This is a genomic window from Paenibacillus qinlingensis (genome assembly GCF_013204845.1).
Taxonomy (GTDB): Bacteria; Bacillota; Bacilli; order Paenibacillales; family NBRC-103111; genus Paenibacillus_E; species Paenibacillus_E qinlingensis.
Window position 1 is genome coordinate 284,139 of record NZ_JABMKY010000004.1, and the last position, 26,120, is coordinate 310,258.

23 protein-coding genes are annotated in these 26,120 nt (G+C 44.3%); 18 read left to right on the plus strand and 5 right to left on the minus strand.

Features of this window, described 5'->3' with window-relative positions; translation table 11 throughout:
* The first annotated feature begins 135 nt into the window (after positions 1 to 135).
* The 12 genes from HQN88_RS10900 to HQN88_RS10955 all read left to right on the plus strand — a co-directional run bounded on the left by HQN88_RS10900 (position 136) and on the right by HQN88_RS10955 (position 13,585).
* Positions 136 to 690, plus strand: a complete 555-nt coding sequence (locus HQN88_RS10900; protein WP_173110943.1) for an NADPH-dependent FMN reductase — start codon at positions 136 to 138, stop codon at positions 688 to 690.
* A gap of 129 nt (positions 691 to 819) precedes the next feature.
* Positions 820 to 2,148 carry a DUF1800 domain-containing protein gene (locus HQN88_RS10905; protein WP_173110945.1) on the plus strand — a complete coding sequence of 443 codons (1,329 nt, stop codon included), beginning with the start codon at positions 820 to 822 and terminating at the stop codon, positions 2,146 to 2,148.
* An 11-nt stretch (positions 2,149 to 2,159) separates the two neighbouring features.
* Positions 2,160 to 3,392 carry a DUF1501 domain-containing protein gene (locus tag HQN88_RS10910; RefSeq protein WP_173110947.1) on the plus strand — a complete coding sequence of 411 codons (1,233 nt, stop codon included), beginning with the start codon at positions 2,160 to 2,162 and terminating at the stop codon, positions 3,390 to 3,392.
* 18 nt (positions 3,393 to 3,410) lie between these two features.
* Positions 3,411 to 3,920 carry a G/U mismatch-specific DNA glycosylase gene (mug, locus tag HQN88_RS10915; RefSeq protein WP_173110949.1) on the plus strand — a complete coding sequence of 170 codons (510 nt, stop codon included), beginning with the start codon at positions 3,411 to 3,413 and terminating at the stop codon, positions 3,918 to 3,920.
* An 80-nt stretch (positions 3,921 to 4,000) separates the two neighbouring features.
* Complete coding sequence (serC, locus tag HQN88_RS10920; RefSeq protein ID WP_173110951.1) at positions 4,001 to 5,089, plus strand: 3-phosphoserine/phosphohydroxythreonine transaminase; 1,089 nt, start codon at positions 4,001 to 4,003, stop codon at positions 5,087 to 5,089.
* Positions 5,090 to 5,678: 589 nt separating this feature from the next.
* Positions 5,679 to 6,038 carry a class Ib ribonucleoside-diphosphate reductase assembly flavoprotein NrdI gene (nrdI, locus tag HQN88_RS10925; RefSeq protein WP_173110953.1) on the plus strand — a complete coding sequence of 120 codons (360 nt, stop codon included), beginning with the start codon at positions 5,679 to 5,681 and terminating at the stop codon, positions 6,036 to 6,038.
* Positions 6,025 to 8,109, plus strand: coding sequence for a class 1b ribonucleoside-diphosphate reductase subunit alpha (gene nrdE / locus HQN88_RS10930; protein ID WP_173110955.1), 2,085 nt, complete (start codon positions 6,025 to 6,027; stop codon positions 8,107 to 8,109). The genes nrdI and nrdE overlap by 14 nt, the downstream gene beginning before the upstream one ends.
* A 21-nt stretch (positions 8,110 to 8,130) precedes the next feature.
* The gene (nrdF, locus tag HQN88_RS10935; protein WP_173110957.1) at positions 8,131 to 9,117 is read left to right on the plus strand and encodes a class 1b ribonucleoside-diphosphate reductase subunit beta; all 987 of its coding nucleotides are present in this window, start codon (positions 8,131 to 8,133) and stop codon (positions 9,115 to 9,117) included.
* Between the two features lie 771 nt (positions 9,118 to 9,888).
* Positions 9,889 to 10,518 (plus strand): YhbD family protein, encoded by a 630-nt coding sequence (locus tag HQN88_RS10940; protein ID WP_173110959.1) that lies wholly within the window; start codon positions 9,889 to 9,891, stop codon positions 10,516 to 10,518.
* Positions 10,519 to 10,531: 13 nt separating this feature from the next.
* The gene (locus HQN88_RS10945) at positions 10,532 to 11,212 is read left to right on the plus strand and encodes a polymer-forming cytoskeletal protein (RefSeq protein WP_173110961.1); all 681 of its coding nucleotides are present in this window, start codon (positions 10,532 to 10,534) and stop codon (positions 11,210 to 11,212) included.
* Between the two features lie 25 nt (positions 11,213 to 11,237).
* A complete protein-coding gene (locus tag HQN88_RS10950) occupies positions 11,238 to 11,978 on the plus strand; it encodes a hypothetical protein (protein WP_173110963.1) in 741 nt (246 codons plus the stop codon).
* A gap of 56 nt (positions 11,979 to 12,034) precedes the next feature.
* The gene (locus HQN88_RS10955) at positions 12,035 to 13,585 is read left to right on the plus strand and encodes an MDR family MFS transporter (RefSeq protein WP_173110965.1); all 1,551 of its coding nucleotides are present in this window, start codon (positions 12,035 to 12,037) and stop codon (positions 13,583 to 13,585) included.
* Between the two features lie 283 nt (positions 13,586 to 13,868).
* On the opposite strand, the gene HQN88_RS10960 is transcribed toward HQN88_RS10955, so the two are convergent.
* Complete coding sequence (locus HQN88_RS10960) at positions 13,869 to 14,582, minus strand: response regulator transcription factor (protein WP_173110967.1); 714 nt, start codon at positions 14,580 to 14,582, stop codon at positions 13,869 to 13,871.
* A 143-nt stretch (positions 14,583 to 14,725) separates the two neighbouring features.
* Here HQN88_RS10960 and trmL point away from each other — a divergent pair, with 143 nt between their 5' ends.
* Both trmL and HQN88_RS10970 read left to right on the plus strand, forming a co-directional pair.
* On the plus strand, positions 14,726 to 15,190 hold the full coding sequence (gene trmL / locus HQN88_RS10965) for a tRNA (uridine(34)/cytosine(34)/5-carboxymethylaminomethyluridine(34)-2'-O)-methyltransferase TrmL (protein WP_056624670.1): 465 nt from the start codon (positions 14,726 to 14,728) through the stop codon (positions 15,188 to 15,190).
* Positions 15,191 to 15,383: 193 nt separating this feature from the next.
* Complete coding sequence (locus HQN88_RS10970) at positions 15,384 to 15,638, plus strand: AbrB/MazE/SpoVT family DNA-binding domain-containing protein (protein WP_056624765.1); 255 nt, start codon at positions 15,384 to 15,386, stop codon at positions 15,636 to 15,638.
* 410 nt (positions 15,639 to 16,048) lie between these two features.
* Here HQN88_RS10970 and HQN88_RS10975 read toward each other — a convergent pair whose 3' ends face one another.
* The 4 genes from HQN88_RS10975 to HQN88_RS38345 are packed head-to-tail and all read right to left on the minus strand — an operon-like array spanning position 16,049 to position 21,062.
* Complete coding sequence (locus HQN88_RS10975; RefSeq protein WP_173110969.1) at positions 16,049 to 17,122, minus strand: phosphodiester glycosidase family protein; 1,074 nt, start codon at positions 17,120 to 17,122, stop codon at positions 16,049 to 16,051.
* Positions 17,122 to 17,553 carry a hypothetical protein gene (locus HQN88_RS10980; RefSeq protein WP_173110971.1) on the minus strand — a complete coding sequence of 144 codons (432 nt, stop codon included), beginning with the start codon at positions 17,551 to 17,553 and terminating at the stop codon, positions 17,122 to 17,124. Before HQN88_RS10980 ends, HQN88_RS10975 begins: the two co-directional genes overlap by 1 nt.
* A 52-nt stretch (positions 17,554 to 17,605) precedes the next feature.
* Positions 17,606 to 19,234, minus strand: coding sequence for a response regulator (locus HQN88_RS10985; RefSeq protein ID WP_173110973.1), 1,629 nt, complete (start codon positions 19,232 to 19,234; stop codon positions 17,606 to 17,608).
* Between the two features lies 1 nt (position 19,235).
* Positions 19,236 to 21,062, minus strand: coding sequence for a cache domain-containing sensor histidine kinase (locus HQN88_RS38345; protein ID WP_173110975.1), 1,827 nt, complete (start codon positions 21,060 to 21,062; stop codon positions 19,236 to 19,238).
* Positions 21,063 to 21,234: 172 nt separating this feature from the next.
* Between HQN88_RS38345 and HQN88_RS10995 the strand changes: the two genes are divergently transcribed.
* The 4 genes from HQN88_RS10995 (at position 21,235) to HQN88_RS11010 (ending at position 25,756) form a co-directional block, all read left to right on the plus strand.
* The gene (locus tag HQN88_RS10995; protein WP_171630098.1) at positions 21,235 to 22,104 is read left to right on the plus strand and encodes a carbohydrate ABC transporter permease; all 870 of its coding nucleotides are present in this window, start codon (positions 21,235 to 21,237) and stop codon (positions 22,102 to 22,104) included.
* On the plus strand, positions 22,104 to 22,940 hold the full coding sequence (locus tag HQN88_RS11000; RefSeq protein ID WP_173110977.1) for a carbohydrate ABC transporter permease: 837 nt from the start codon (positions 22,104 to 22,106) through the stop codon (positions 22,938 to 22,940). The genes HQN88_RS10995 and HQN88_RS11000 overlap by 1 nt, the downstream gene beginning before the upstream one ends.
* Before the next feature lie 159 nt (positions 22,941 to 23,099).
* Positions 23,100 to 24,422, plus strand: a complete 1,323-nt coding sequence (locus HQN88_RS11005; RefSeq protein WP_173110979.1) for an ABC transporter substrate-binding protein — start codon at positions 23,100 to 23,102, stop codon at positions 24,420 to 24,422.
* A 104-nt stretch (positions 24,423 to 24,526) separates the two neighbouring features.
* Positions 24,527 to 25,756: an MFS transporter gene (locus tag HQN88_RS11010; protein ID WP_173110981.1), complete on the plus strand. Its 1,230-nt coding sequence runs from the start codon at positions 24,527 to 24,529 to the stop codon at positions 25,754 to 25,756.
* Positions 25,757 to 26,120 lie beyond the last annotated feature (364 nt).

Here is a 26,120-nt window from a genome sequence, read left to right on the forward strand (position 1 = left end):
ATGGAGGAGCAGTTTTCTTTTGCATTTTTTCGATACTAATTATTGTTTTATAATAATTATAATTAATTATATACAAATTGGTAATCTCAGGTATAATTATCGTTAAATAATTAGTTAAGGAAGGAAGAATTAACGATGAAAATTACGATTGTTGCAGGAAGCAATCATGGAGCCGCTACGAGTACACGACTTGCCACATATATTCAGTATTTGGCAACACAAGATCAACATGAAGTAACGCTGATAGATCTGTTTCAGACGCCTCTACCTTTCTATACACCTGAAGATGAAGGCGACGATCACCAAGCACTAGGAGCGTTTAAACAGGCCATGTTATCCGCCGATGCCATTGTCTTGGCTACACCTGAGTATCATAGTGGAATGTCCGGTGTGTTAAAAAATGCGCTGGACCATGTTGGCCAGGATCATTTCCATAACAAAGCGGTATTGTCCGTCAGCTCCTCAGGTGGAGCAGTTGCTGTCAGCTCGCTGACTCAGATGCAGACGACAGTCCGCAATCTCCATGGAATTAACACACCTGAATGGATTTCAATTGGTGGCGATCAACGCAAGAGCTTCCGCGGTGACGTCCTCTTTGAAAACATTCATCCGGACGTCGATAAGCGAGTTCGACGGGTTGTTGGATCCTTCCTACAGCTTGCTGAGCAGCTCGCGGGATCAGCGAAATAGGAACGATTCAGTTCCAAGTGAATACGAATTCAGGCAACCAAGTCACTAGACTTGGTTGTTTGTGTTTCTACATACTTTTGACACATCTATATGGTACAGTATGGTAAAAAAATGAACGGTGGGAGATTCATGGGAGTCCAGTGGACCAGCAAAGAAGTTGTTCATCTATTACTGCGTGCGGGATTTGGTGTGGCGAAGGAAGATGTTACAGCTTGCTTGGCGCTAGGACGGGAAGAAACGGTTCGATGTTTAGTAAAAGGCGAATCGTTGATTGACAAGTCTCCGAAGCTAGCCTCCTTTGACCAGTTTCATGCGGATGGGAAGAATGCCTTGGATCCGCTGGTACTAGTAAATCAACAGATGTATTGGCTCTATCGGATGGTGAACTCGCCTGCGCCGCTCATCGAGAAGATGACATTGTTTTGGCATGGACATTTCGCGACGGCGAATTATAAGGTGAGGGATGCGTCGCTCATGGTGAAGCAAAATGAACTGTTCCGTCAATATGCCTTGGGGAATTTCAAAGAGCTTCTCACTGCAATTGGCCAAGACCCTGCCATGATGATTTGGCTGGATGTAAATCAGAATAAGAAAGGCAAGCCGAATGAGAATTATGCCCGTGAGGTGATGGAGCTATTCACACTTGGCATCGGTCACTACACCGAAATGGATGTGAAGGAAGCTGCACGCGCTTTTACGGGCTGGACGTACAATAAAAATGATCATAAGGTGAACTACAATGCCAAACAGCACGATAACGAATCTAAGACACTGCTAGGGGAAAGCGGCAAGCTAGATGCAGACGATGTGATTGATATCTTATTTCATCAAAAAGTATTACCAACGTTTCTAGCAACGAAGTTGTTGAACTTTTTTGCCACAGAGACACCTTCGGATCGTTGGATTCAGTCCCTAGCAGAATTAATCACACAGAAGAACACTGTGGGGGAAGTGCTTCAGGTATTATTCCTCTCCGATGAATTCTATGCGGATAGCAATCGGAGGGCACTTATAAAAACGCCAGCAGATTATGTGGCGGGTATCCTGAAATGTTGCAAGCTCTCCGTCGCCAAAGGGCATGCACAAGCGATGAGAAAGATGGGTCAGGAACTATTCGTCCCTCCCGATGTTGCAGGCTGGAGAGGGGGCGCCTCTTGGCTCACAACGAACTGTTTGTTGGCGAGATATCAGTTCGCTGAGGGTGTCGCGAAACAAATGAATGGACAACAGTTAAACTCGTCCGCGTTCCAACCCACTCAAGTGGAGTCACCTATCGAATGGGCGAAGCTTTTTGCAGAGCTTATGGGCATCTCGGGCTTATCCGAGCAAACGCAAGCGAGTTTACATGCCTATGCAGAGGATACTATTGTACACATAACCGAGGGCAAGAAAAAAATAACAGGTTTACGCGGTCTCTTGCAACTCGTTCTAATTAGTCCTGAAGCTCAAATGAAATAGGGGGAAAGCTGATGAAATTAACGAGAAGAGATTTTCTGATCAAAGGTACGGCGTTATTCGCAACCCTTGGGCTTGGTGGTGCACTTTTCATAGAAACGGGTAAATCTCTATGGGCTGGTAGCTCTGAATCTACTGTGGAGGACCCGGTGTTGGTTGTTGTGCAGTTAAGTGGTGGCAATGACGGGATCAATACATTGATTCCTTATGGGCAGGGCATTTATTATGATTCTAGGCCTACGCTTGCTTATGAACAGAAAGACATACTTGCGCTCGATGCTCACGTTGGCTTACATCCAAGTCTGACAGGATTGGCGGCGTTGTATAAGTTAGGTAAAATGGCTATCATACAAGGTGTTGGATATCCGGAGCCTAATCATTCTCACTTTCGCTCTATGGAAATTTGGCAAACCGCAGAACCGGCCAAAATGAGCCGCAGCGGTTGGTTGGCAAGGTATGCGGAAGCTTCCTTACAGAAGAATCCGAATCCGCTCAAAGTGATTCAAATTGGCGGTTCAGGCAGCAAAGCCTTCGCATCTGATCAATCAAGCTTTCCGGTGATTCAATCGCTGGAGTCTTATCATGTATTTGATCCTAAGACAGCGTTGATGGACAAGAATAGAATAACCAAAGCGTTCTTGGATATGTATGGGGCATCAAGTCCGTTGGAGCAGCTGCGTGTTGCATCAGTTAGAGGGTCAGAAGCCTATAAGAGCGTTGAAGCGATCCAATCGCTCGCTGCCACGTATACGAAGAAAATTGAATATCCCAATACGAATTTTGCTAGGGACTTACAGCTTGTAACGAAGCTGCTGGCAGGAAAGTCGGGGACCCGACTTTTTAATGTTGAAGTAGGTGGATTCGACGATCATGCGGATGAGAAGCTGCAGCATGCTCAAATGCTGACCCAGGTCGATGAAGGTCTGACTGCTTTCTATCAGGATTTGCAAGCACAGGGGCTGCAGGATCGTGTTGCTATCATGGTGTTCTCCGAGTTTGGACGTCGTGTTAAAGAGAACGGTAGCGGCGGTACAGACCACGGAACAGCGGCGCCGATGTTCGTTATTGGCGGTAAGGTGAAGGGTGGGTTATATGGCGCCTATCCAAGCTTGAGTAACTTAGACAACGGTGATTTAAAGTATGAAGTGGATTTCCGTTCTATATATAGTACGTTAATTGACTCGTGGTTACATGGGGATACAGCAACTGTGTTAGGTAAAACGTACGAGAATTTAAAGTTCATTTAATGAATAGGAGGTGCACGGTTGGAACTAACGGCAATTTCAGATCATATTGCGGAGGGGTTGCAAATTCTTTTCGTTGGCTATAATCCGAGTATTCGATCAGGGGAAACCGGGCATCATTATGCGAATCCAAGCAATCGATTTTATCGCATCTTGCTACAGGCGGGAATAACTCCCCGACTCTACAAGCCGCAAGAAGATGGGGATCTGCTTGACATCGGATATGGCTTCACGAATATCGTAGCTCGCCCTTCATTGACGGCAGCGGAAATTACGGCAGACGAGTATCGTGAGGGCAGACGTATTCTGAGGGCGAAAATTGAGACCTACCGGCCGAAGGTAGTTTGCTTCGTGGGGAAGGGTGTCTATGAGCAGTATAGCGGCCGAAGAGGCATCTCTTGGGGGAGTCAACCACAGCCAATGGTAGAAGGCGTTATTGATTATGTGTGTCCGTCTTCTAGCGGACTTGTGCGAATGAAGCTGGAAGATATGGTAGCGATTTATCGAGGAATTCTGACAAGTCTCGTATAGCCTGTTTGAGGTTTTACTTGATGCTTGCACAGAATATTGCTATCATAGCCATAATACAAAACGCAAAGGTGTGGTCACTCATGGGAAACAGGGCCTATAACTTTAACGCAGGGCCTGCGGCTTTACCTCTCGAAGTACTTCAGAGAGCACAAGAAGAGTTTGTTGATTTTAAAGGCATTGGCATGTCCATCATGGAAATTTCTCACCGTAGTTCGGAATATGAGCAAGTGCACAATGAAACACAAGCGTTGCTGAAGCGTATTTTTGGTATTCCGGATGGGTACCAAATTCTCTTTTTGACTGGTGGAGCAAGCTCACAGTTCTCCATGATCCCTATGAATTTCTTGAAGGCTGGCAAAGTTGGCAGCTATGTGCTGACAGGCGCTTGGGCCGAGAAGGCTGTGCAAGAAGCAGCACTATTCGGAGAAGTATCTCTTGCAGCTAGCTCGAAAGAACAGAAATTCATGAAAATTCCTGCATTGAGTGACATTAATCTAGATCCGAATTCAGCTTACCTGCATATCACGTCTAATGAGACGATTGAAGGTGCACAATTCCAGAGCTTCCCGGAAACAGGCAACATTCCTCTGATCGGTGACATGTCCAGTGATATCTTGAGCCGCCCAGTCGATGTTTCGAAGTTCAGCATGATCTATGCGGGAGCACAGAAGAACCTTGGACCATCTGGTGTGACAGTTGCGATAATTAAAGATGATTTACTAACGGATCTGCCAAAAACGATCCCAACCATGATGCGTTATGAAACGCATAGCAAAAACAATTCCTTGTACAATACGCCACCAGCTTATTCTATTTATATGGTGAATCTCGTATTGAAATGGATTGAAGAGCAAGGCGGATTAACGGTTATTGAGAAGAATAATGTAGAAAAATCGGGTCTTATTTATAACGCAATTGATAGCAGCAATGGCTTCTACCGTGGACCTGTAGATCTAGGAAGCCGTTCTGCAATGAATATTACGTTCCGCTTGCAAGATGAAGAGCTGGAGAAGAAGTTCATTAAAGAGACCGAGCAGCAAGGATTCGTTGGCTTGAAAGGTCATCGCAGTGTCGGTGGTTTACGTGCTTCCACGTATAATGCTGTACCTTACGTATCCTGTAAAGCACTCGCTGATTTTATGACGGATTTCCAACAACGCAATAGTTAGAAAATGAATGGAGCTATTCATGGCACCCTCGTGTGCGCGTGAATAGCTTTTTTTGTTCTGAGGCATATAGTTTCGATTGAAGGGTTTGGAAGCCTGTAGAGGGTCTCTGAGTAGGTTTAAAAGCGTTAATTGGAAGGTGAGATTGGACTAGATCTAGTAGAGGATATATGTCCTAGTCATTTCGACATATCCGAAAAAATCAAGTGAAAATCGAAAATATTTTTTCTAAACCCATCGAGCCACGCCCCGTCTAGGATTGCGTGTTTTGGAATTGTAAATAGGTCGTATTGCTCGTTGACAAACACAATATATTGATATAAATTTGAATCTATCAACTAGATGTCGTAATAAAAAGCGCATTGCGAGATTGCTAGCAGAAGGCTCAAATCGAGCCGGAAATAGAGCAAAACCGCAGGTTTCAAGCTTTTTTGACCGACTACGGAGTCGTAAAGCAATTGCAGATTCTGTCGATTAATGGGTAGATGAACTCGCGAATGACAGACGATAGAATTAGTATCTTTACTACATATAGGTTACCCTCAAGTGATGGCACAAGATAGAGAATTGACAATGATAGGAGACGGAAGCTATGTTGATTGCTTACGATTCGAAGACTGGAAATGTTCGCCGTTTTATTGCGAAGCTCCAGATGCCCGCGGTTCAAATAGAGGAAGCGATGACAATGGACGAGCCTTTCGTACTTGTGACGTATACAACTGGCTTTGGACAAATTCCTCCCAAGGTAGCTTCTTTCCTAGAATGTAATTCCTCTCGTCTTCAAGGCGTTGCAGCAAGCGGTAATCGCAACTGGGGAGACGGCTTCGCCAAAAGCGCAGATACGATCTCAGCACTTTATGATGTTCCCGTATTAACCAAATTCGAATTATCTGGCACCAAAAATGATGTAGAACGATTTGTTCAGGGGGTACAAGCAATTGCGGCACATTGAACTTAATAATGAATTAATGCAACGCGGTACGGATGGTTTTTTTCAATTAGAGAAGGATAAAGAAGCTGTTAAGGTTTTCATACAAGAAGTCCACAGCCGAAGCCTCACATTCCCCGATACCTCTTCGAAGGTTCGTTATATGATCGACAATAACTTCTATGAGAACGTTTATGACAACTACACCGAAGATGAAGTTAACAGCGTGTATCAAGTGGCACATGACAATCAATTCGAGTTCGCATCGTATATGGCAGCTTCGAAATTTTATACAGATTACGCTTTGCGCAGTGATGATAAGACGTTATACCTCGAGCATTTCCCTGATCGCGTAGCGATCGTAGCCCTGTACTTGGGTCGCGGAAACGCAGAGACAGCACGAGTGTTAGCCCTATCCATGATGGAGCAGCGCTTGCAGCCAGCGACACCTACGTTCTTGAACGCAGGCAAGAGTCGTCGTGGCGAATTAGTATCGTGCTTCTTATTAGAAATGGATGATTCCTTGAATTCCATTAACTATGTACTGGCAACATGTATGCAACTGTCCAAAATTGGCGGCGGTGTAGCCGTGAACTTATCGAAGCTTCGTGGACGCGGTGAAACGATCAAAGGTGTTGAAGGGGCAGCGAAAGGAATTATTCCTGTTCTTAAGCTGATGGAGGATGCGTTCTCTTATGCGGATCAAATGGGTCAACGCAAGGGCTCAGGCGCGGCGTATTACAACATTTTCGGCTGGGACGTTATGGAGTTTCTAGATAGTAAGAAAATTAACGCGGATGAGAAATCCCGTTTGAAAACTCTTTCGATTGGACTTATTGTACCGAATAAATTTTATAAGCTGGCTGAGGAGAATAAGCCTCTACATATTTTCGCTCCTTACACCGTTCTGCAAGCCTATGGCAAGCATATGGATGATCTGGATATGGATGAAATGTATGATGAACTTCTAGCGAACCCTAAAGTTAAGAAGAAAGCAATCATGAATGCACGTGATATGCTGACCAAAATTGCGACAACTCAACTGGAATCCGGTTATCCATATATGATGAATCGTACGAATGCGAATAAGGATCATGCCCTGAAGGGGATTGGGACGATCAAGATGTCCAATCTGTGTACAGAGATTTTCCAATTGCAAGAAACGTCCGAAATCAATGATTACGGTCAAGAAGACACCATTCTTCGCGATATCAGCTGTAACCTGGCTTCAATGAATATTGCTAACGTGATGGATCGTAAAAAGCTGCGCGAAACCGTGCACGAAGGCATGATCGCCCTTACTTCAGTGAGTGATATGACGACGATCCATAATGCGCCAGGCGTTGCCAAAGCGAACCGTGAGCTGCATTCTGTCGGTCTTGGCGTGATGAACTTACACGGCTATTTGTCCAAGAACAAAATTGCGTACGAGAGTGCCGAAGCGAGAGATTTCGCTCGCACCTTCTTCGCAGCGATGAATTTCTATTCCATTGAAAAAAGTATGGAGATTGCCAAAGAATCCGGCCAAACTTTCGAGGGCTTTGAGCTATCGGAATATGCGAATGGGAACTATTTTACCCGTTATATAGAAACAGATTACCGTCCGCTCTCGGATAAAGTGAAAGCATTATTCGAAGGCATGCCGATTCCGTCGCCTAGCGATTGGAAAGCCTTGCAAGCTAACGTTCAGAAGCACGGGCTTTACCATGCGTACCGTTTGGCTATAGCGCCAACGCAAAGCATCTCGTATATCCAAAATTCAACTTCCAGCGTTATGCCGATTGTTGAACCGATTGAGACGCGTACATATGCGAACTCGACAACATATTATCCAATGCCATTCATGGCGCGTGACAATTTCTTCTACTATAAATCCGCTTATCAAATGGATCAATTTAAGATTCTTGACCTCATCTCGGAGATTCAAACGCATGTGGATCAAGGGATCTCGACCATTTTACACGTAAACAGTGATGTTTCAACAAGACAACTTGCTAGATTATACCTGTATGCGGCACACAAAGGACTTAAATCGCTCTACTACACAAGAACCAACCAGCTATCCGTTGAGGAATGTGTAAGCTGCTCAGTATAAGTAGGAAGGGGACTACCATTGATGACAAGTGCACCAACGATCAATAAACCTATCGTCAAAAAAGCGGTGAATTGGAACCGGCCTGATGATGATTTTACAATTACATTCTGGAATCAAAATATTATGCAATTCTGGACAGATGAAGAAATTCCGTTGTCTGATGATAAAATGTCTTGGATTACACTTAGCAACGTTGAGCGTGAGCTATATATGAAGGTGCTTGGCGGTCTGACATTGCTGGATACGATGCAAGGCGGCGTCGGGATGCCGAAGATTCTTGAGCATGTGGATGGGTTGCAGCGCAAAGCTGTGCTTAGCTTCATGGGAATGATGGAGCAGATTCACGCGAAGTCTTACAGTTCGATTTTCACTACGCTGTCTACGACAGAAGAAATCAACGAGCTGTTCCAATGGGTGGAGCGCAATCCGCACTTGCAGTTTAAAGCAAATAAGATTTCACATTACTATGAAAATATTAATACGACCAAAGAGCTGTATCTAGCGATGGCATCATCTGTTCTGCTAGAAAGCTATTTGTTCTATAGCGGTTTCTACTATCCGTTGTACTTGGCTGGCCAAGGTAAAATGACGAGCAGCGGCGAGATCATTGACTTGATCTTGCGCGATGAGAGCATCCACGGGTTGTACATCGGCGTGCTGGCACAAGAGGTCTACGCGGAACTTAGCCCAGCTGAGCAAGATGAGGCATACGCGACATTGTGTGCGCTGTTGAAAGAACTTCATGCGAATGAAGAAGGTTACACGGATAGTCTGTATGGACCGCTGGGTCTTGCGGATGACGTGAAAGCATTCCTTCGCTACAACGCGAATAAGGCGTTTATGAACTTGGGTGTTGACCCGATGTTCCCTGAAGAGGATATTAACCCGATTGTATTGAACGGACTGAGTACGAAGACGAAGCAGCATGACTTTTTCTCCAAAAAAGGCAATGGTTACGTGCGCACAATTCACGTTGAGGCTCTAACGGACGATGATTTCGTATTTTAAGAAGCAAGGCATATAGATGAAGGACAAGCCACCTGGGATGACTGGGTGGTTTTTGTTTGTTCGAGGGTATGGTGCATGATGGGTGAGGTGCTGCTGGTTGGTGAGAAGCGTGTGATGGTTGTTGGAATAGAAGTAAGAGTAAGTGCAGGATTAGAAGTAGGAATAGAGAGTAGATAAATGTTTGCAGAGTAAGATTGGTTGGTCGGAGTTTTGTAAATATCGTGCGATCAGGCGAATAAATGGATTTTCTCCAGTTAATTTTTGGATATTTCCGCCCGAAGACAGAATAGATGGAAAACCTCAAGTTAATTTTAAACATTTTCCCTGACCTGAACAAAAGAGGCAGTTTTAACTACATATTTTACAGTTAAATCGAATTTCCGAGGGAATTTCACTCAAATAACTGTATATTTTCCAGCTAATACAAGTGTGCAGCCAGCTAGCCCCTCCAAATCTCCGCAACCCACCGCAAACCCACCGCAAAACCACCGCAAAACCACCGCGATCCTCCCGAAGCCACTGCAACTCACCGCAAAGCCACCGCGATCCTCCCCAAAGCCACCGCTTAGTACGAATAGAGAGTAAATGTTTGCAGAGTTAGTTAGATAGTTAGTTGGTATGTTTGTATGTTTTTTGTTGGTATGTTTGTTGTATCTAGTTCGGTTTGTTTTATCTAGCTCCTCCTCTAGCTCACCCTCCAGTTCAGTCTCAAGGCTGATTTACTGCGTAACAATGTTATGTTACATTGAAATGGCGAAGGAGGGATGTACGTTGGACGAAGATTTGATATCTAAAAAAGAGCTGCTCGAGCTAACAGGGATATCTTATGGTCAATTATACCGCTGGAAGCGCAAAAATTTAGTTCCTGAGGAATGGTTTATACGGAAATCTGCGTTTACAGGACAGGAAACGTTTTTTCCGAAGGGGCAAATGCTAGCGCGTATCGATAAAATTGTTAATATGAAAGACGATTTATCACTGGATGAATTAGCGGATGTGTTCTCTATCGTTCCTAGTGATATGAAAATAGACAAACTAGAACTTAGCAAACGCAACATTGTTTCATTGAAAACCATAGACTATGCATCGCCATTTTTGGGAGCGACCGCGGTATACAGCTTTGAAGAAACGTTGTTTCTATTCCTCTTAGAGGATTGCTTACAATCCGGCGAGATGAGCCTTGATGAAGGGAAATACTTGCTTCTGACGATGAAAGAGCAATATGCCAAGTTCGAAGGCAAGCCTTGTGATCTGATTTATATACGTAAGATGGGCTTAACCTTATTTCTACTCGTTACGACAGGCAGTGAATTATTCTTCGAGCAAGGCGTGAAAGTTGTGTTCCGCATGCAGGTGGCAAAGAAGATTGAAGAACTGAAGCTGAAAATAACAACAACGTGAGGAGGTGACACCTATGCATACAGCAGAATTGAAGCGTAAATTGATGATATCCGGAATAGGATCTTCTAATGGTGGGAGCTTCCGGACGGTTAAAATAGACGGCATAGGGCGTTTGGAGGGGGACGTTATATGCTCCGATTTTACGCTAAATGGGCGTGCAGAAGTGAATGGCAGTATTATTTCTGAAACGGCTGAATTGCATGGAACGCTAACGATTCAGGGAAATCTGAAGGCCAAGCGTACCCGAATTCATGGCAAAGTCAAGATTGAGGGCAATTATGCGGGCGAGAGCCTTGAAATTAATGGTGCTTCAATAATAACAGGCAACTGTGAGGCGGAAAAGTTTAATGCCAATGGTAAGCTGCAGGTGGGCGCACTAAATGCAGATACGATTCTTGTTACCTTGCATGGGCATTGTAAAATTTCAGAGATCGGCGGAGAACGAATCCAAATACGCAAGCAGCGGGGCATTGGTTTAGCAAGTTGGTTGAAGATTCTCCCCTTGGGCATCGGCAATCATTTGACGGTTCAAACCATTGAAGGCGACCATATTTACTTGGAATATACAACGGCAGATGTAGTAAGAGGAGCGGATATTACAATCGGACCTGGTTGCGAGATCGGACTCATCGAATATACGGCAAAGCTTGAGCAAGATAAGCAATCTAAGGTGAAACGCAGTGAAAAAGTGTAGCAAAGAGAGGAGGGTTTGAGGTACAATGGGATTAGATACAAACAAACGTTCGCAAATTAGTAATTTGAAAATTACGGGCAGCTCTACCGCGGCAGGGGGCCAGTATGATCGAGTGAAAATTGTTGGAGAAGGCATCATTGAAGGCGATACGAAATGCCGGTTTCTGAAATGTATCGGAACATTAGAGATGGAAGGTAATTTGCAGGCAGGCGAAGCCGGTATTGTGGGCACTTTTTCATTGACGGGAAATGTTCGAAGCGATACAATGAAAAATTCGGGGACGGTGAGTATCAGTGGTGATGCAGCAATTGGCACACTTACTGGTTCAGGGACGATTGAAGTGAAAGGCCAAATGCAAGGCACCAAGGTTGCACTTAAAGGGCATATCGCTGCAGGAGGGGATTGCGAAGTCGATGTGTTTAATCTAAAGGGAATGTTTGATATTGGGGGGCTACTGAACGCAGGAGAGGTCGACATCAGGCTCTTCCAAGATTCAACGGCGAAAGAGATTGGCGGAGAGAAAATTAGAATTCGCAAAGCGAGTTTGCTTCATCCGTTTAGCCTGTTCTTCAGACCCTCACCGCATGCCAAGGTTACGGTAGCGGTTATAGAAGGGGATGATATCTACGTGGAGCACACGAGAGCCAAGGTTGTTCGCGGCAATCAAGTTGTTATCGGTCCTGGTTGTGAAATTGATTTAGTAGAATACAAGGTACACTTAGAGAAGAAGAAGGGTGCCATTGTGAAAGAATCACGCAAGTTGTAATATGTCTGTATGTTCAGCGTGTAAGGCGAAAACAAATCGTAAAGGAATGTGTACGAATGACGAGTTCAAATAATAAAGTAGGCTTCGTCTTAGCAGGTCTACTCTTAGCCATGTTAATGGCGTCAATGGATAATACAATTGTTGCCACAGCGATGGGAACCATTGTAGGAGATCTTGGCGGACTAGATAAGTTCGTTTGGGTAACATCTGCCTATATGGTCGCTGAAATGGCGGGTATGCCGATTTTCGGGAAACTGTCCGATATGTTCGGGCGCAAACGATTTTTCATTTTTGGATTAATAGTCTTCTTAGCCGCCTCCATCTTGTGTGGTACGGCAGAAAGCATTGTGCAGCTTAGTATTTATCGAGCACTGCAAGGTATTGGTGGCGGAGCGCTGATTCCAATTGCATTCACAATCATGTTTGATACGGTACCTGTTGAACAACGCGGGAAGTTAGGCGGTTTGTTCGGTGCGGTATTCGGTTTGTCCAGTATTTTTGGACCGTTGCTAGGTGCCTATATAACGGATTATATTAACTGGCATTGGGTCTTCTATGTCAATATTCCTCTTGGTATTTTGGCTCTGATTTTTATTGCGATCTACTACAAAGAATCACCGATTCATACGAAGCAGAAGATCGACTGGTGGGGGGCCGTTACATTGGTTGGCGCCGTTGTCAGCATGATGTTTGCCCTTGAGCTTGGCGGAAATAAATATGCATGGGATTCCAGCTTAATTATCGGACTGTTTGCAGCATTCACTGTGCTAACGATTTGCTTTATCATCATTGAAAGAAAAGTAATCGAACCGATTATATCATTCCCAATGTTTAAGAACCGTTTGTTTACGACGAGTAACGCGCTTGGCTTATTAAGCGGGATGGGCTTTATCACAGCATCTGTGTATATTCCGATTTATATTCAAGGTGTACTTGGCGGAACAGCGACCAATTCAGGGCTCGTACTCTTGCCGATGATGGTAGGCTCTGTATTCTCAGCGGTGGGTGGCGGTTTCTTAATGAATAAGATGCCATACCGGAACATTATGATGGTCTTTGTAGTCATTCTTGCAGCAGGTATGTTCATGTTGACACGGCTTGAACCGGATACAAGCCGCTTGTATGTGACAATGTGCATGATCGTCGTTGGTGTTGGGATCGGTGCGAGCTTCTCTGTACTTTCCAATGCCGCGATTCATCACTTTGATCCGTCGCAGCGTGGTTCTGTGAATGCAACAGTCTCTTTCGTTCGTTCCTTAGGTATGACTTTAGGGATTACGCTATTCGGAATCATTCAACGGAATGATTTCACAGCGCAACTCAAGGAGATTTTTGCTGGAAGCGGGCAAGGGAACATGGCTGACAATCCAGCGTTTAGTGACCCTAGAGTATTGCTGGCACCTGAAATGCGTGCTCAAATCCCTACACCTGTACTTGATAAAATTACAGCAGGGTTATCATCCTCGATTTCCTATACATTCATGTGGGCGCTGATTCCAACAGCTTTGGCTGTCGTAGCGGCAGTTCTCATGAGTAAAGAGCGCTTGACCGAATCATTGGAACATAAGCAGGCGGAGCAAGCTGCAGCTGAACTGAAAGGTCAATAGAAAGAAGCCTCATCCAAGTAGGATTGCTACGTGGATGAGGCTTTTTTGCGTGCTATAAATCTGCTGTTTTAGAGGGAAGGGATCCTAGGTGCGCTATTTGTTTCGAAACGAGCGAATTAATTGAATAAGGGGAACGTGGGTATCTTATTTCTCCGAAAAACGCCAGAAACCGCCGAAATCAAATAAATAGCACACCTATGTTCCTCTCGACGATGAAACCCACGAAAATCTTACTAATAGCGCACCTACGTTCCTCTCACTCTGTCGTCGGCTACCATCTAACTTAAGCGTAAGACTCTTTAATAACAGGCTCAGTTAATTTATATCCGACGTTGCGGATGGTCATGATATATTCAGGGTGACGTGCATTTTGCTCTATTTTGTCACGGAGATGAGAGATATGGACGTCAACAATACGCGTATCCCCAAGGAAGTGATAGTCCCACACGCCGTGAAGCAGTTGTTGTCGGCTTAACACTTTCCCACGATGCTTGCAGAGGAAAAGAAGCAGTTCAAATTCTTTCGGTGTCAGCTCGATCGGTGTACCATTCATCGTCACCTCGCGTTGCTCGGCTTTGACGGAGATTTGGCCAATGGCAATCGGTGCTTCTTCCGTCGTAGAAGGCAAGGTCTGGATGCGGCGATGAATCGCTTGAATACGGGAGACGAGCTCGAGCGGTGAGAAGGGCTTCGTCATGTAATCGTCCGCACCATTGTCTAGACCGGCTATTTTATCCGTAAGATCTTGCATGGCCGTCAACATAATAATCGGTACGAGGTTATTCTGGCTTCTCAGCTTGCGGCATACCTGTAAGCCGTCCATTTTGGGCAGCATGAGATCAAGGACAATAAGGTCGGGGCGGAACGATTGAATTGCACTAAAGACTGCTTCGCCGTCGAATACGCAATGTACTTCGAAACCGGCAAGCTTCAGGTTGAATTCAATGAGCATGGAGATGGAAGGTTCGTCATCAACAATTAATATCTTTTTTTTCATTGTTAGCAAGGCTCCTTTTAATGAAGGATAACTCTAGTATGACGTACCACTATCATCGCGATATTAAGATAAAGTTAACCCAGTGTTAAATTGCAATCGGGCACAAGTTATAATAGGATAGATAATGAGGTGAATGAATAAAGATGGCTTTTCATATTGTATTAGTAGAACCCGAAATTCCTGCGAACACAGGCAATATTTCTCGCACATGTGCGGCAACAGGTGCTCATCTTCATTTGGTGAGACCCCTAGGCTTTGACACCGATGATAAGACACTGAAGCGCGCTGGCTTAGATTATTGGCATTCCGTGAAGATTCATTACCACGATTCTTTCGATGAAGTTATGGCAGCGTACGAAGGTCATAGATTCTTCTTTGCGTCAACGAAAGCAAGCAAACGTTATTCGGATTTTGCCTTCCAAGATGGCGATTTCTTCGTGTTTGGTAAAGAGACCAAAGGGCTGCCTGAGGAGCTGCTACGTCAACATCCGGATACCTTAATCCGGTTGCCAATGTCCGACGCAGTAAGATCTTTAAATCTTTCCAACTCTGCGGCTATTATTTTATATGAAGGATTACGCCAAACAGGGTTTATAGGTCTTGAGTAGGGAGACTCATGACCTATATTTTTGTCGCTCAACCGACATTTCTGACAATAAAAGAAAGTTTTTAGGGCTTTAGCAGAAGGAATTTCATGATTCACGGCGAATAGTATCCGTAGACTCGATATGGAAATGTTGGTCGATGTGAAATTGCCGGAAGTGTAGAAAACGTCTGGGAAAAGAGAGGTGAAGTCCTATGATGAAGCCAGCTGGAGTCGTACGTAAAGTCGATCAATTGGGACGAATCGTGTTACCTAAATCGTTAAGAAAGCGATACCAAATGAACGAGGGAGATCCTGTAGAAATTCTTGTACAGGGTGACCATATCATTCTCGAGAGATATCGTCCGAAATGTGTGTTCTGCGGTAGTATGGAAAGTGTCAGTGAATTCAAAGAACGTTATATTTGCGGCGTTTGCGTAACTGAAATGAACCTGCTTAAGGCGAGAGCCTAGTAGTTAAAAAAAAGAAAAGCATCGCGCTCTCCAACTGGAGAAAGCGATGCTTTTTTTCTTGGCTTAAAGGCCTTTTGTTTTGTCCTCGTTATAGGAAGCCGTCATCATAGCAACGATGAATAATAGGAAAACGGAATTAACGAGCCAAAATGTTGTGGATAAACCGAACATTGCTGCACCTCCTAAAAGTTTTCGGTAGAAATCTGACTTCGTAAGCATCCCCGATAGGGTTAAAGAACATTTGTGCAAAATATGAGCATTTTTATTTGTTTCACATAATAAGTCGGCTATATTTCTCCACAAACACACTCGTCCTTTTAGGACGGCGTAGCCGTTTATTTTGCATAGTTAAGGCTTATTATACCCAACCATCCCCAAAAAAGAAACGAATATTGTGTGAATAATTTGGGTCATTTGAAAAATAAGAAGTTCGTAGCAAGCGGTCGGAGTCTGCCATCCGAGGGGCGATTGATTACACTGCCACCCCAGACAAGCGTAGTCGAGCCACCGCCATCCAAGTTATAAGCATCTACGACGCCTAGTTGCTGCATTTTATCCTGCAGTTCAGCAAGTGTAGCGCCTGAATTACCGCTCTCATCGTAACCATCTGTGACCAGGAATAAGAGCTGGTCATGCTTATAGTTGGCCATCACGGTTCGAGCTGCTCGAGCTGGTGAGCTTTGCCATTGATACGGAATGGACGTCTTGCTGCCATTTTTCATCAGCACAGGGACGAACGTTGATCCCATCAACGGGTTCAGCTTATCGAGCTCCGATTGCGAGCTGAACTTGCCGCCGATCAACTTGCGATCTTTGTTCAAGCCGATGAAGGCTGTGTCATTGTTGGTAGGGAAGAAGCCGTTGACATATTTCCCATTCATCACTGTCGTGTCGAGGGGATAGCGTTTGCCACGGTTATCGTCCGCGAAGCCGCCAGCGTTAATGCCAACAACGGCGCCGTAGCGTGAAGCTGCGGCCAACGTCGTTTCACTGGAGCCAAGTTTATCATTCCCCAATACGAGCTTGATCGCTTTATCGCTTTTGAGGTTCACTTTAAGAGCATAACCTGAATAATGTTTTTCATTCAAAGCGAACAACTGAATATCGATATTGCCAGAAGTAGCCTGACGGATCGGACTGCCAAGCTTAGCAGTAATACGGGCATCATAGATAAGTCCGGGTTTGGCGATTTGGGAGGCTGCGCTTTGGAGCATTGCAGTAACTTCTGCCGTGCTCTTCTCGTACAGCTGGAAATACTGCTGAATAACGGTTTTCGTTTGGACTGCGTCACTGTTCGCCTGGGTCAACAAGCTGTTGAGAGCGGTCGTCTCTTGCGCAAGATTGATCGGTGTTGATTCAACCGGCGACTTCACGGGAATGGAAATATGAAGGGAGACGAATAACAGCCAAATCAGCATACCTAAAAAAGGAGCGCAAGCTAGCAACAGAACACGATTGATTTGCTGAATCGAACTCGCTGTCATTATTTCAACACATCCAGATTTTTGGTCAGCTCATCCAATTTCTTCTTGACGTCTGCGAGCTGTGTATACAGTTGATTACTATTATCGGTCTTGCTGTTAGCGCTATCTTTGGTGAAAGCCAGTAATTCATTCAATGAATCTACCTTGGCCTGCAAAGTCTTCATATCGGTGGACACACTATCCTTCAATTGAGAGACTTGCTTCTGATAATCTTGTTGAATGACTTGTAATTGCTGCTGGGTTTGCTGTGCGATATCGGTTGATATTTGTTGCCTCAGATGTTCTGTGTACATCATCGTAGCTGTTACTCCGACTGCGATCAGCATGACCCAACCCACGAATAGGAAGACATACGTTTTCTTCTTGACCCTGGTTGCTTTCGACGTGCGGGGAAAAGAATTCGCCGTTGCGCTCTCAATGGGCATACTCATGAAAATCACCTCTTACTCCTAGTATAGCATATTCCATTATTTTCTCGGAACTTTAGATAGAATTCGCTGTTTTTCGATATTCATTGGGGGTCATACCCGACATTTTTTTGAAAACTTTGCTGAAATACTTCTCATCCTGATAACCAACCATCTCAGCAACCTGGGAAATCCGAAGATTCGGATTGCAGAGCAGCACCTTGGCCTTGCTCATCCGGATTTGTCCTAAGTAATCCGAGAGATTGACAGTAAACTCCTGTTTGAACTTGCGGGAGATGTACTCGCGGCTCAGATAGAAGCGGCTGGCAATATCCGCAAGCGAAATATCCTCATGATAATACTTTTCTAGAAAGTTAGCGATTTCGAAAATCACATTGTTATCTTTGTGTTGACTCTCCAGATGAAGCTTGGAGACTTGAATGAGGCTGCGTGTCAGTTCTTGCTGCCAGAGGGAAAGAGACAGAATACCTTTCTCGTCAAGCGTAATGATTGAGGCAGCGTTATCCTCAAGAAGTAGCGGCTGTATGTCTTCTTCACGGCTATCCGGTATTAATTGCTGGATCCAGCGGCGCATCATCACCCGATATTCTCCCCACCAATGCTCAAGCTGAGCAGGCGTAATGACATCACAGCTCTTAATAGCGTCAATCCAGATCTGAACAATATCTTGGATCTGCTCAACATTTCCACTGCGCAGAGCTAGATGAATTTGCTCCTCAAATTGGTGAAAAGTCAACGTTTGCTGAGATCCCTTGCTTGGGAGCCAGTTCGTATGAATCCATGTTTCTTTGGTTGTCAGATTACGCTGACGCAGGGCGTCTCGCGCCTCCTGATAGGATAGCTTCAATTGACTAGGGAAATTGTGGCTGCTTCCAATCCCGAAATCTACACGAGCATGCAAGGCAGTGCGAATACCGTCATTAATCGATGCCAACAGTTCTTCTGCCAGGGATGGAGCCGACCATAAGAAGAGTACAATTTCGTTCGAATTATGCAAATGCCGAAAGGCGTAGCCGCGCTTATGCGGAACAAGAAATTCATTGCATATATTAATCAGCGAGAAGAGGAGCAGATCGATATTTTGACTGAATTTATTTTTAATACTAGCTTCCATCGTATCTAAGGACAGGATAGCAACACGGCAGGTTGCCACACTTCTGGCTAAATGAAGCTCACGCTCCAACTGGTCAGCTACCGGATCATAGGTACCAGGCTCGGCAATTAATGCGGAAAGCAGCTTATCCCAGTAAATAGGTTTAAATTGGTTTACCTCGATATTCAACTCGCGATTGGCATGCCTCTGCTCCTCATCCTTGAGCCAAGTTTGAATGGCTTTGTCCAATGCTTCGTTCAATTGATCCGGATCAATCGGCTTCAAAATATAATCCGTTCCGCCATACTTCACCGTGTGCCGTAGTAAAGAGAAGTCGTCGTGACCGCTGATGACGATGGTCTTGGCATCAGGTGCATGGCGATGCAGCCATTCCAGCAGCTTGACGCCGTTCATGATAGGCATCATCATGTCGGTCATAATAATCTCGGGATGTTCACTGCTAACCAAAGCAGTCGCAGCTTCTCCGTCGGATGCTTCTAGTATGGTATCAATCCCGTATTGCTTCCAATTCACAAGTAATCGAATGGCATCGCGCACGTGTTTCTCATCATCGACGAGTAGTACTTTCATATCAGGTAACTCCTTTTTTCATCGGAATATGGATAACAATCTGCACGCCTTGGGGATGGACGTGGTCAATCTCCAAAGTGGCATCATCATTGAAATAGAGCTGGATGCGCGTCAGGACGTTGCGTAAACCGATACAGGAATCATCTGCCACGGAGGGGGCTTTCAGCCGACTACGGACTTCAAGGATTCGTTGTTCGGACATCCCGATACCATTATCTGCCACGGTGAGCTTCAAGAAATCTCCTTCAGGTGTAGTCAGTGTCTCCGATTCGATGTGCAACAGACCGACGTCTTGCGAATGGCTAGGTTTAAAACCGTGCTTGAAATAATTTTCGACAAGCGGTTGAAGAATCATTTTAGGAATAGAAAGGGTCCGAGTTTCTTCTTCAATCGCATACACAATATCAAATTGGTGTTCAAAACGCTGCTTCTGCAGCTCCAAATACGCTTTGATATGATCAATTTCTTTGCGAAGAGGAACGACGGATTCGTTCGTGTTCATGCTGTAATGCATCATTTTAGCTAACGAGTTAATAAGTGTGTAAATCTTAGGCGCTTCATGCTGAAGAGCCAACGTTCCGATGGATTGCAAGGCATTATTCAAAAAATGCGGATTAATTTGCGCCTGGAGGGCCATAAGCTGATTCGATTTATTCGCTAGTTCTAACCGGTATTCACGCATAACCATTTGATTCAAATCCTGCATAAGCCCATGGAAGCGATTCGCCAGTATCCCCATCTCATCGGTCCTGGTCAACTCAATATCGCTTTGATGATCACCAAGTCCAGCTTGTCCCGTTTGAATGCGTGTAATGTAACGGATTAATTGCTTAATAGGAGCTGTAAAACGAATGCTTATATAGACTGTGCCAGCCATGACAATCAACATCGAAAAAGAAAGGATGAGGGCGTTAATGAAAGTCAATTGGCGAGCGTTCTTGGTGAGCTGTTCATACGGAAGACGCTTTACAATCGTCCAGTTCAGATAGTCTGTACGCATTTTCTCATACATATTAATCCTCGCAAAAGCACCTTTTGACCATTCATAACTGCCTTTGTCCAGGGTACTATGAACGGCTTCATCACCCCAATTACCGTCTAATTGCAGTCCCCATTTGCTTGGATCTGGACCGAATACGATACGTCCCGTTTCATCTAATATGTAGAGTTCCTCTTGATCATGGGTGAATAAGCCTTGCGAAATATCAGAAACGAGGTCCAAATTCAGATCAATAATAAGCTCACCAATAGATTGATTATTAGGCGAGTACATGATGTTACGGTGCATAGAAATAACGGGTGATGGGTTAGAATATGCAGAGAGTGACATGCCATACAAGTTGTTCTGATGCTTTATTTCGAAATACACAAGCTTGCCCGCAGGGAAGGGCTGCAGTCCCTCATATTTACCAGCCATGCTGACTTGAATGTCATTGTGGGTAAGAAAAGAACTGTTGCTAACGGAGGCATACAGGTAAATTTGTTTGATTTCTTTAACCGAATGTGACATGACCTGTAGACCGCTTTTGATCACTTTATCGCTCTGATAGTTGATCTCGCGCTGCGTTTGAATGATCTCATAAAATTGGCCGAGCTCAGCAATATTCCTGCCTGTATAAATGGTGGAGGAAGCTTGAACCACCCCATCCAGATAGTTCACGAGATTCGTTTTTCCTTGCGAGAGCAGGGCGGAATTGTTGGTCAGCGTATCTTCTGTCACCTTCTGTTTGGTGAAAAAATAGGAGACGCCAAGCGAGGTAAGGAAGGGCACGAGAGTGGCAATCAGCAGAAATAAGATCAGTTTATTGCGGATACTATGTCGAATCACACTTCATCAGCTCGGTTTCTATAATGGGATTTTCCCCTACATTGTAGCAGGAGAGGTCAACAAATTCCACCTAATGGGTCACGATCGTCTGTGTTTTGGGGTACTGAGGCACACTATACTTGGAGTATAGTAGCAGAATGGTAAGGGGGACTTCCCAGTGAAAACAAAAAGAATGCTTTCCGGATGGCTTCAGCAATGGGTATTTATCGGACCTGCGTTAGTCTTTTTTGGCATCGTGGTCTTGATTCCATTTCTGATGAGCATCTATTACTCATTTACCGAATGGAATGGCGTAACAACCAAAGTAACCTTTAATGGACTGGAGAATTTTAAACAAATCCTATTTCATGATAAGGATTATCGCAATGCCTTTAACTTTACTTCTCGATTGACCGTGACCAACGTGATTCTGACGAATCTTGTAGGCTTCTTATTGGCGTTATTGCTCACGCAATCGCTAAAAACGAGGAATGTATTACGTACAATCTTTTTTATGCCTAACGTGATCGGTGGTTTATTGCTTGGTTTTATCTGGCAGTTTATCTTTGTAAAAGGGTTTGCAACCCTAGGAGATCTTACGCATATCGGTTTCTTCGAACTGCCTTGGTTAGGTGATTCCCCGACAGCCTTCTGGGCGATTGTTATCGTCAGTGTGTGGCAGGGCGCAGGTTATCTGATGATCATTTACATTGCTGCGTTATCAAATGTACCTAAGGATATGCTCGAAGCAGCGTATATTGATGGTGCATCCCGCTTGCAAGTATTGCGAAGCATTATCGTGCCACTCATTATGCCAGCAGTAACCGTGTGTTTGTTCTTAACGATCTCGTGGTCATTCAAAATTTTCGACTTGAACTTCTCCTTAACCAAAGGCGGACCCTTCAATTCCACAGAGTCGGTTTCCATCAATATTTATCAAGAAGCTTTCCGTAACAATCGGTATGGTTTAGGTACGGCTAAAGCGCTCGTATTCTTCATCGTCGTTGCCATCATTTCAACCATCCAAGTGATGTACACCAAGCGCAAGGAGGTTGAGGTCTAATGGCTTCCGTCAAAAAATATACAGGCCGATTATTTGCTCTTGAAGTTCTTGGCATTCTAATTGCCTTACTGTTCTTGATCCCGTTCTACTTCGTCATTGCGAATTCCTTAAAAACATTTCCTGAATTAGCCGCAAATACGGCGAAACTGCCAAGCTCTCTCTATCTAGATAACTACACCAAAGTGTGGAGCATTATGAAGTTTCCAAAAGCGTTCTTCAACTCCCTATTCATTACCGTTTTGGCTAATGTAGGGCTCGTGATCATATCTTCTATGGCAGCGTATCGCATGGTGAGAAAGGCAAGTAAGTTTAATAATCTTGTTTTCTTAGCTTTCGTTGCTGCTATGGTGATTCCATTCCAGTCGATCATGATTCCGCTTGTTCGTGTAGCAAGCCAAGTAGGGTTTATGGATAGCAAGCTAGGATTGGTGGCGTGTTATTATGGATTTGGCGTTTCCTTAAATGTGTTCTTGTATCATGGTTTCATTAAATCCATTCCACTGGAAATTGAGGAATCAGCCAAAGTAGATGGCAGTTCAGCATACGGTGTGTTTTGGAAAATTGTTTTTCCACTACTTAAGCCAATGTCGATTACCATTATCATTTTGAACAGTTTATGGATATGGAATGACTATTTGCTTCCGTCTCTCGTACTGGGCAATCCTGAGCTACGGACCATTCCGCTTGCCACTTTCTCCTTCTTTGGACAATATACGAAACAATGGGATCTAGCTCTTGCTGGGTTGACACTAAGTGTATTGCCGATCGTCATTTTCTTCTTGTTCTTACAAAAGCACATCGTAGAAGGGATTACGGCAGGGTCAGTAAAAGGATGACAGAATTGCAAATATGTTCAAGATATTCCACCTTTATGTTCAATATACTCGGTGTTAAGCCTGGATGTAAGTGTTTACAATGAATCATGTAAGGAAGCAAGGCAAGAACAAGTAAGCGAGTTCAATTAAAGGAACAAGATAAAGGGAGGCAATACCTACATGAAAAAATTAACAATGGTTTCAGTGGCGGCAGTATTATCTTTATCCGTACTAGCAGCTGGTTGCGGGAAAAAAGACGAGACAGCAAGTCCAGCTCCAACTACGGGTGCATCAACAGCGACAACAACGCCTGCTGCTAGCGGCAAGCCAGTTACTATTAAAATCTTCCAATTCAAAGTTGAGATCGCAGATCAGCTTGGCAAAATGGTGCAAGAATATCAGAAGCTAAATCCGAATGTGAAAATTCAAGTTGACACAGTCGGCGGTGGAGCTGACTATGGTGCGGCGCTTCTTGCGAAGTTTAACGCAGGTGACAAACCGGATATCTTCAACAACGGTGGTTTCACAGACCTAGATAAATGGATCGATAACTTGGAAGATCTATCCGATCAACCATGGGTAAAAGATCTTGTAGACGTTGCGAAAGAGCCAATGACCAAGGGTGGTAAACTGTACGGTCAACCACTGAACCTTGAAGGTTATGGCTTCCAATACAATAAAGATCTTTTTGCCAAAGCCGGCATCACAGAGCTTCCAAAAACGTTCTCTCAATTAGAAGCTGCAGCTAAAAAATTGAAAGACGCGGGCATCACTCCTTTTGAAACAGGCTATGCGGAGTGGTGGGTACTTGGTAACCATTTCGTGAACCTTCCATTTGCTTATCAGAAGGATCCAAATGCGTTCATCGATGGCTTGAACAAAGGTACAGCGAAGATTACAGGTAACGAAGTGTTCAACCAATGGGCAAAATTATTCGACCTGCAATTGCAATATGGCAACAAAAACCCTCTGCAAACCGACTACAATACACAAGTAACGGATTTCGCAACGGGTAAAGCGGCTATGACGCAACAAGGTAACTGGACACAAGTTCAAATTACGAAAACAAACCCTGACATCAAAATTGGCTTCTTGCCAATGCCGATCAGCGATGATGCAACAGCGAACGACAAATTGTTCGTTGGTGTACCGAATAACTGGGTAGTCAACAAAAACTCAGCAGTTAAAGATGAAGCTAAGAAATTCCTGAACTGGATGGTTAGCTCCGATATCGGTAAGAAATATATCACAGATGAATTCAAGTTTATCCCTGCTTTCAAATCCATTCCTGCTGACGAGAAAGTACTTGGCCCATTAGCAGCAGATATTATTGCATACAGCAAAGCTGGCAAAACATTGAGCTGGAACTGGTTCAAATTCCCAGGTGGAGAAGCATCCAGTAAGAAATTCGGCGATATCATGCAAGGTTATGTTGCTAAGAAGTATACGAAGGATCAAATGTTGGAAGAATTCCAGAAAACATGGGATAGCCTTAAGAAGTAACCCGAATCTAGACGTACGTCAAGCCTCAGCGCCAATGCTGGGGCTTTTTGCTGTTTAACAGATGTTGCAATGGCTGTTACAATGAAGATGACTGGAGGTTTACCATGAATCTTACTATTAGAGCTTGGTTGCAGAGCAGAGGGAATACGCTTCCACATGAAAAAAGATTGTCACGCGAAGCGGTCATTTCGTTACTTATTCATTCCATTTTTCAATTCGGTGCTTCCATGTCAGGGGTGTTTCTCAATTTATATTTGTGGCGGTTAACGCATAGTGTTGTCGTGAATGGAACCTACAGCATGATCGTGTACATCTTAACACCGATTGGGTTCGCCATTGGCGGGTATATGATTAAGAAGAAAGATCGTATGGTCGCTTACCGGCTAGGTATTGTACTGATCGGTCTCTTCTATTTAAGTGTGAGTATTGCTGGGGAGCGGTTGGTCGATTATTATGTGCTTTTTGCCATATTTAATGGATTAGCTGGCGCTTTCTACTGGGTGGGTTATTTAACCTTGATGTATGATGTATCGACGGAGCAGAATCGGATTCGCTATCTCGCTTTCAATATGATGTTCTTCACAGCTGCTACGCTTGCAGGGCCAGCACTTGCTGGTTTCATCATTCGTTTGAGGGAAGGGTTAAGCGGATACACCATCGTCTTCTCCATTGCTTTCTTCATGTTTCTGTTGGCCGCGTTAATTTCTTTGAAAATTAAGGCGTCGAGCGGGCATCATCGTGTGTATTACTTGAAATATACAGGGCTCATTATGAAGAAAAAGCAAGAGTGGTCGAATGCGCTGCTTGGCTTCTTCGGCATGGGCTTGCTGCAGGGTACGATGTTGTTTCTACCGAACATTCTCCTATTCAAAGTACTGCCGCGGGAAGATTTGGTCGGCTATCTAGGTGTCCTCTATTCGAGTCTAAGTATCGTCATGGGGATCTTTATTTCGAAGTACGCGAACGCGGGCAGGGCAAGGATGTATCTGACCATATCGACAGTGGGATACCTAGTGGGCGTCTCATGTATTATAGGAAGTTTAAATGTGTGGTCTGTGGTTGGTTTCATGATTCTGTACTCCATTTTTGCACCGCTTCAAGGGAATACCATGACGGGGTTCTATTATAGCCTCATTGCGAGACTTCCTCTTAAGGGGGAATTAAAGGTAGAAAGCGTGGTCGTTCGGGAATTTTTCTTAAATGTGGGGCGGGTTATTTCCATTCTCGTGCTCATTACCTTTGGGAGTGATTTGGATGGCGGACTTATTCCATGGATTCTGCTGATAGCTGCTTTGACGCAGTTCGGCTTAATTTGGTCGATTAAGAATCGGTAAGGGAAGAGGGTAGAGGGGAGAGTTCCTTAAGCCCGGTAATCAGCACCGAGAAGATGGAAAGAAGATAGGAAATGAGGAGCGTAAGCTTATATATTTAGAGTTTTGTGGTCGCAACCACAGAGTATCTTGGCCAAGTGAATAACTGATTTTCTGCAGCTAATTCAAGCGATACTATCGTATTTTGTACAATAACTGGATTTTCTCCCGTTAGTTCAAACCAATTTCGTGAAACGGGACATTTTGAGTAAAATTAGATGTAGGAAATCCAGTTAAATCCGCAAAAGTTACTTAGTCTGAAATGCAAAAAATCCTACGTAGGCAGTTGCTAATGTCCTTTTCCCATTCAAATGGCTGGTATTAGGTG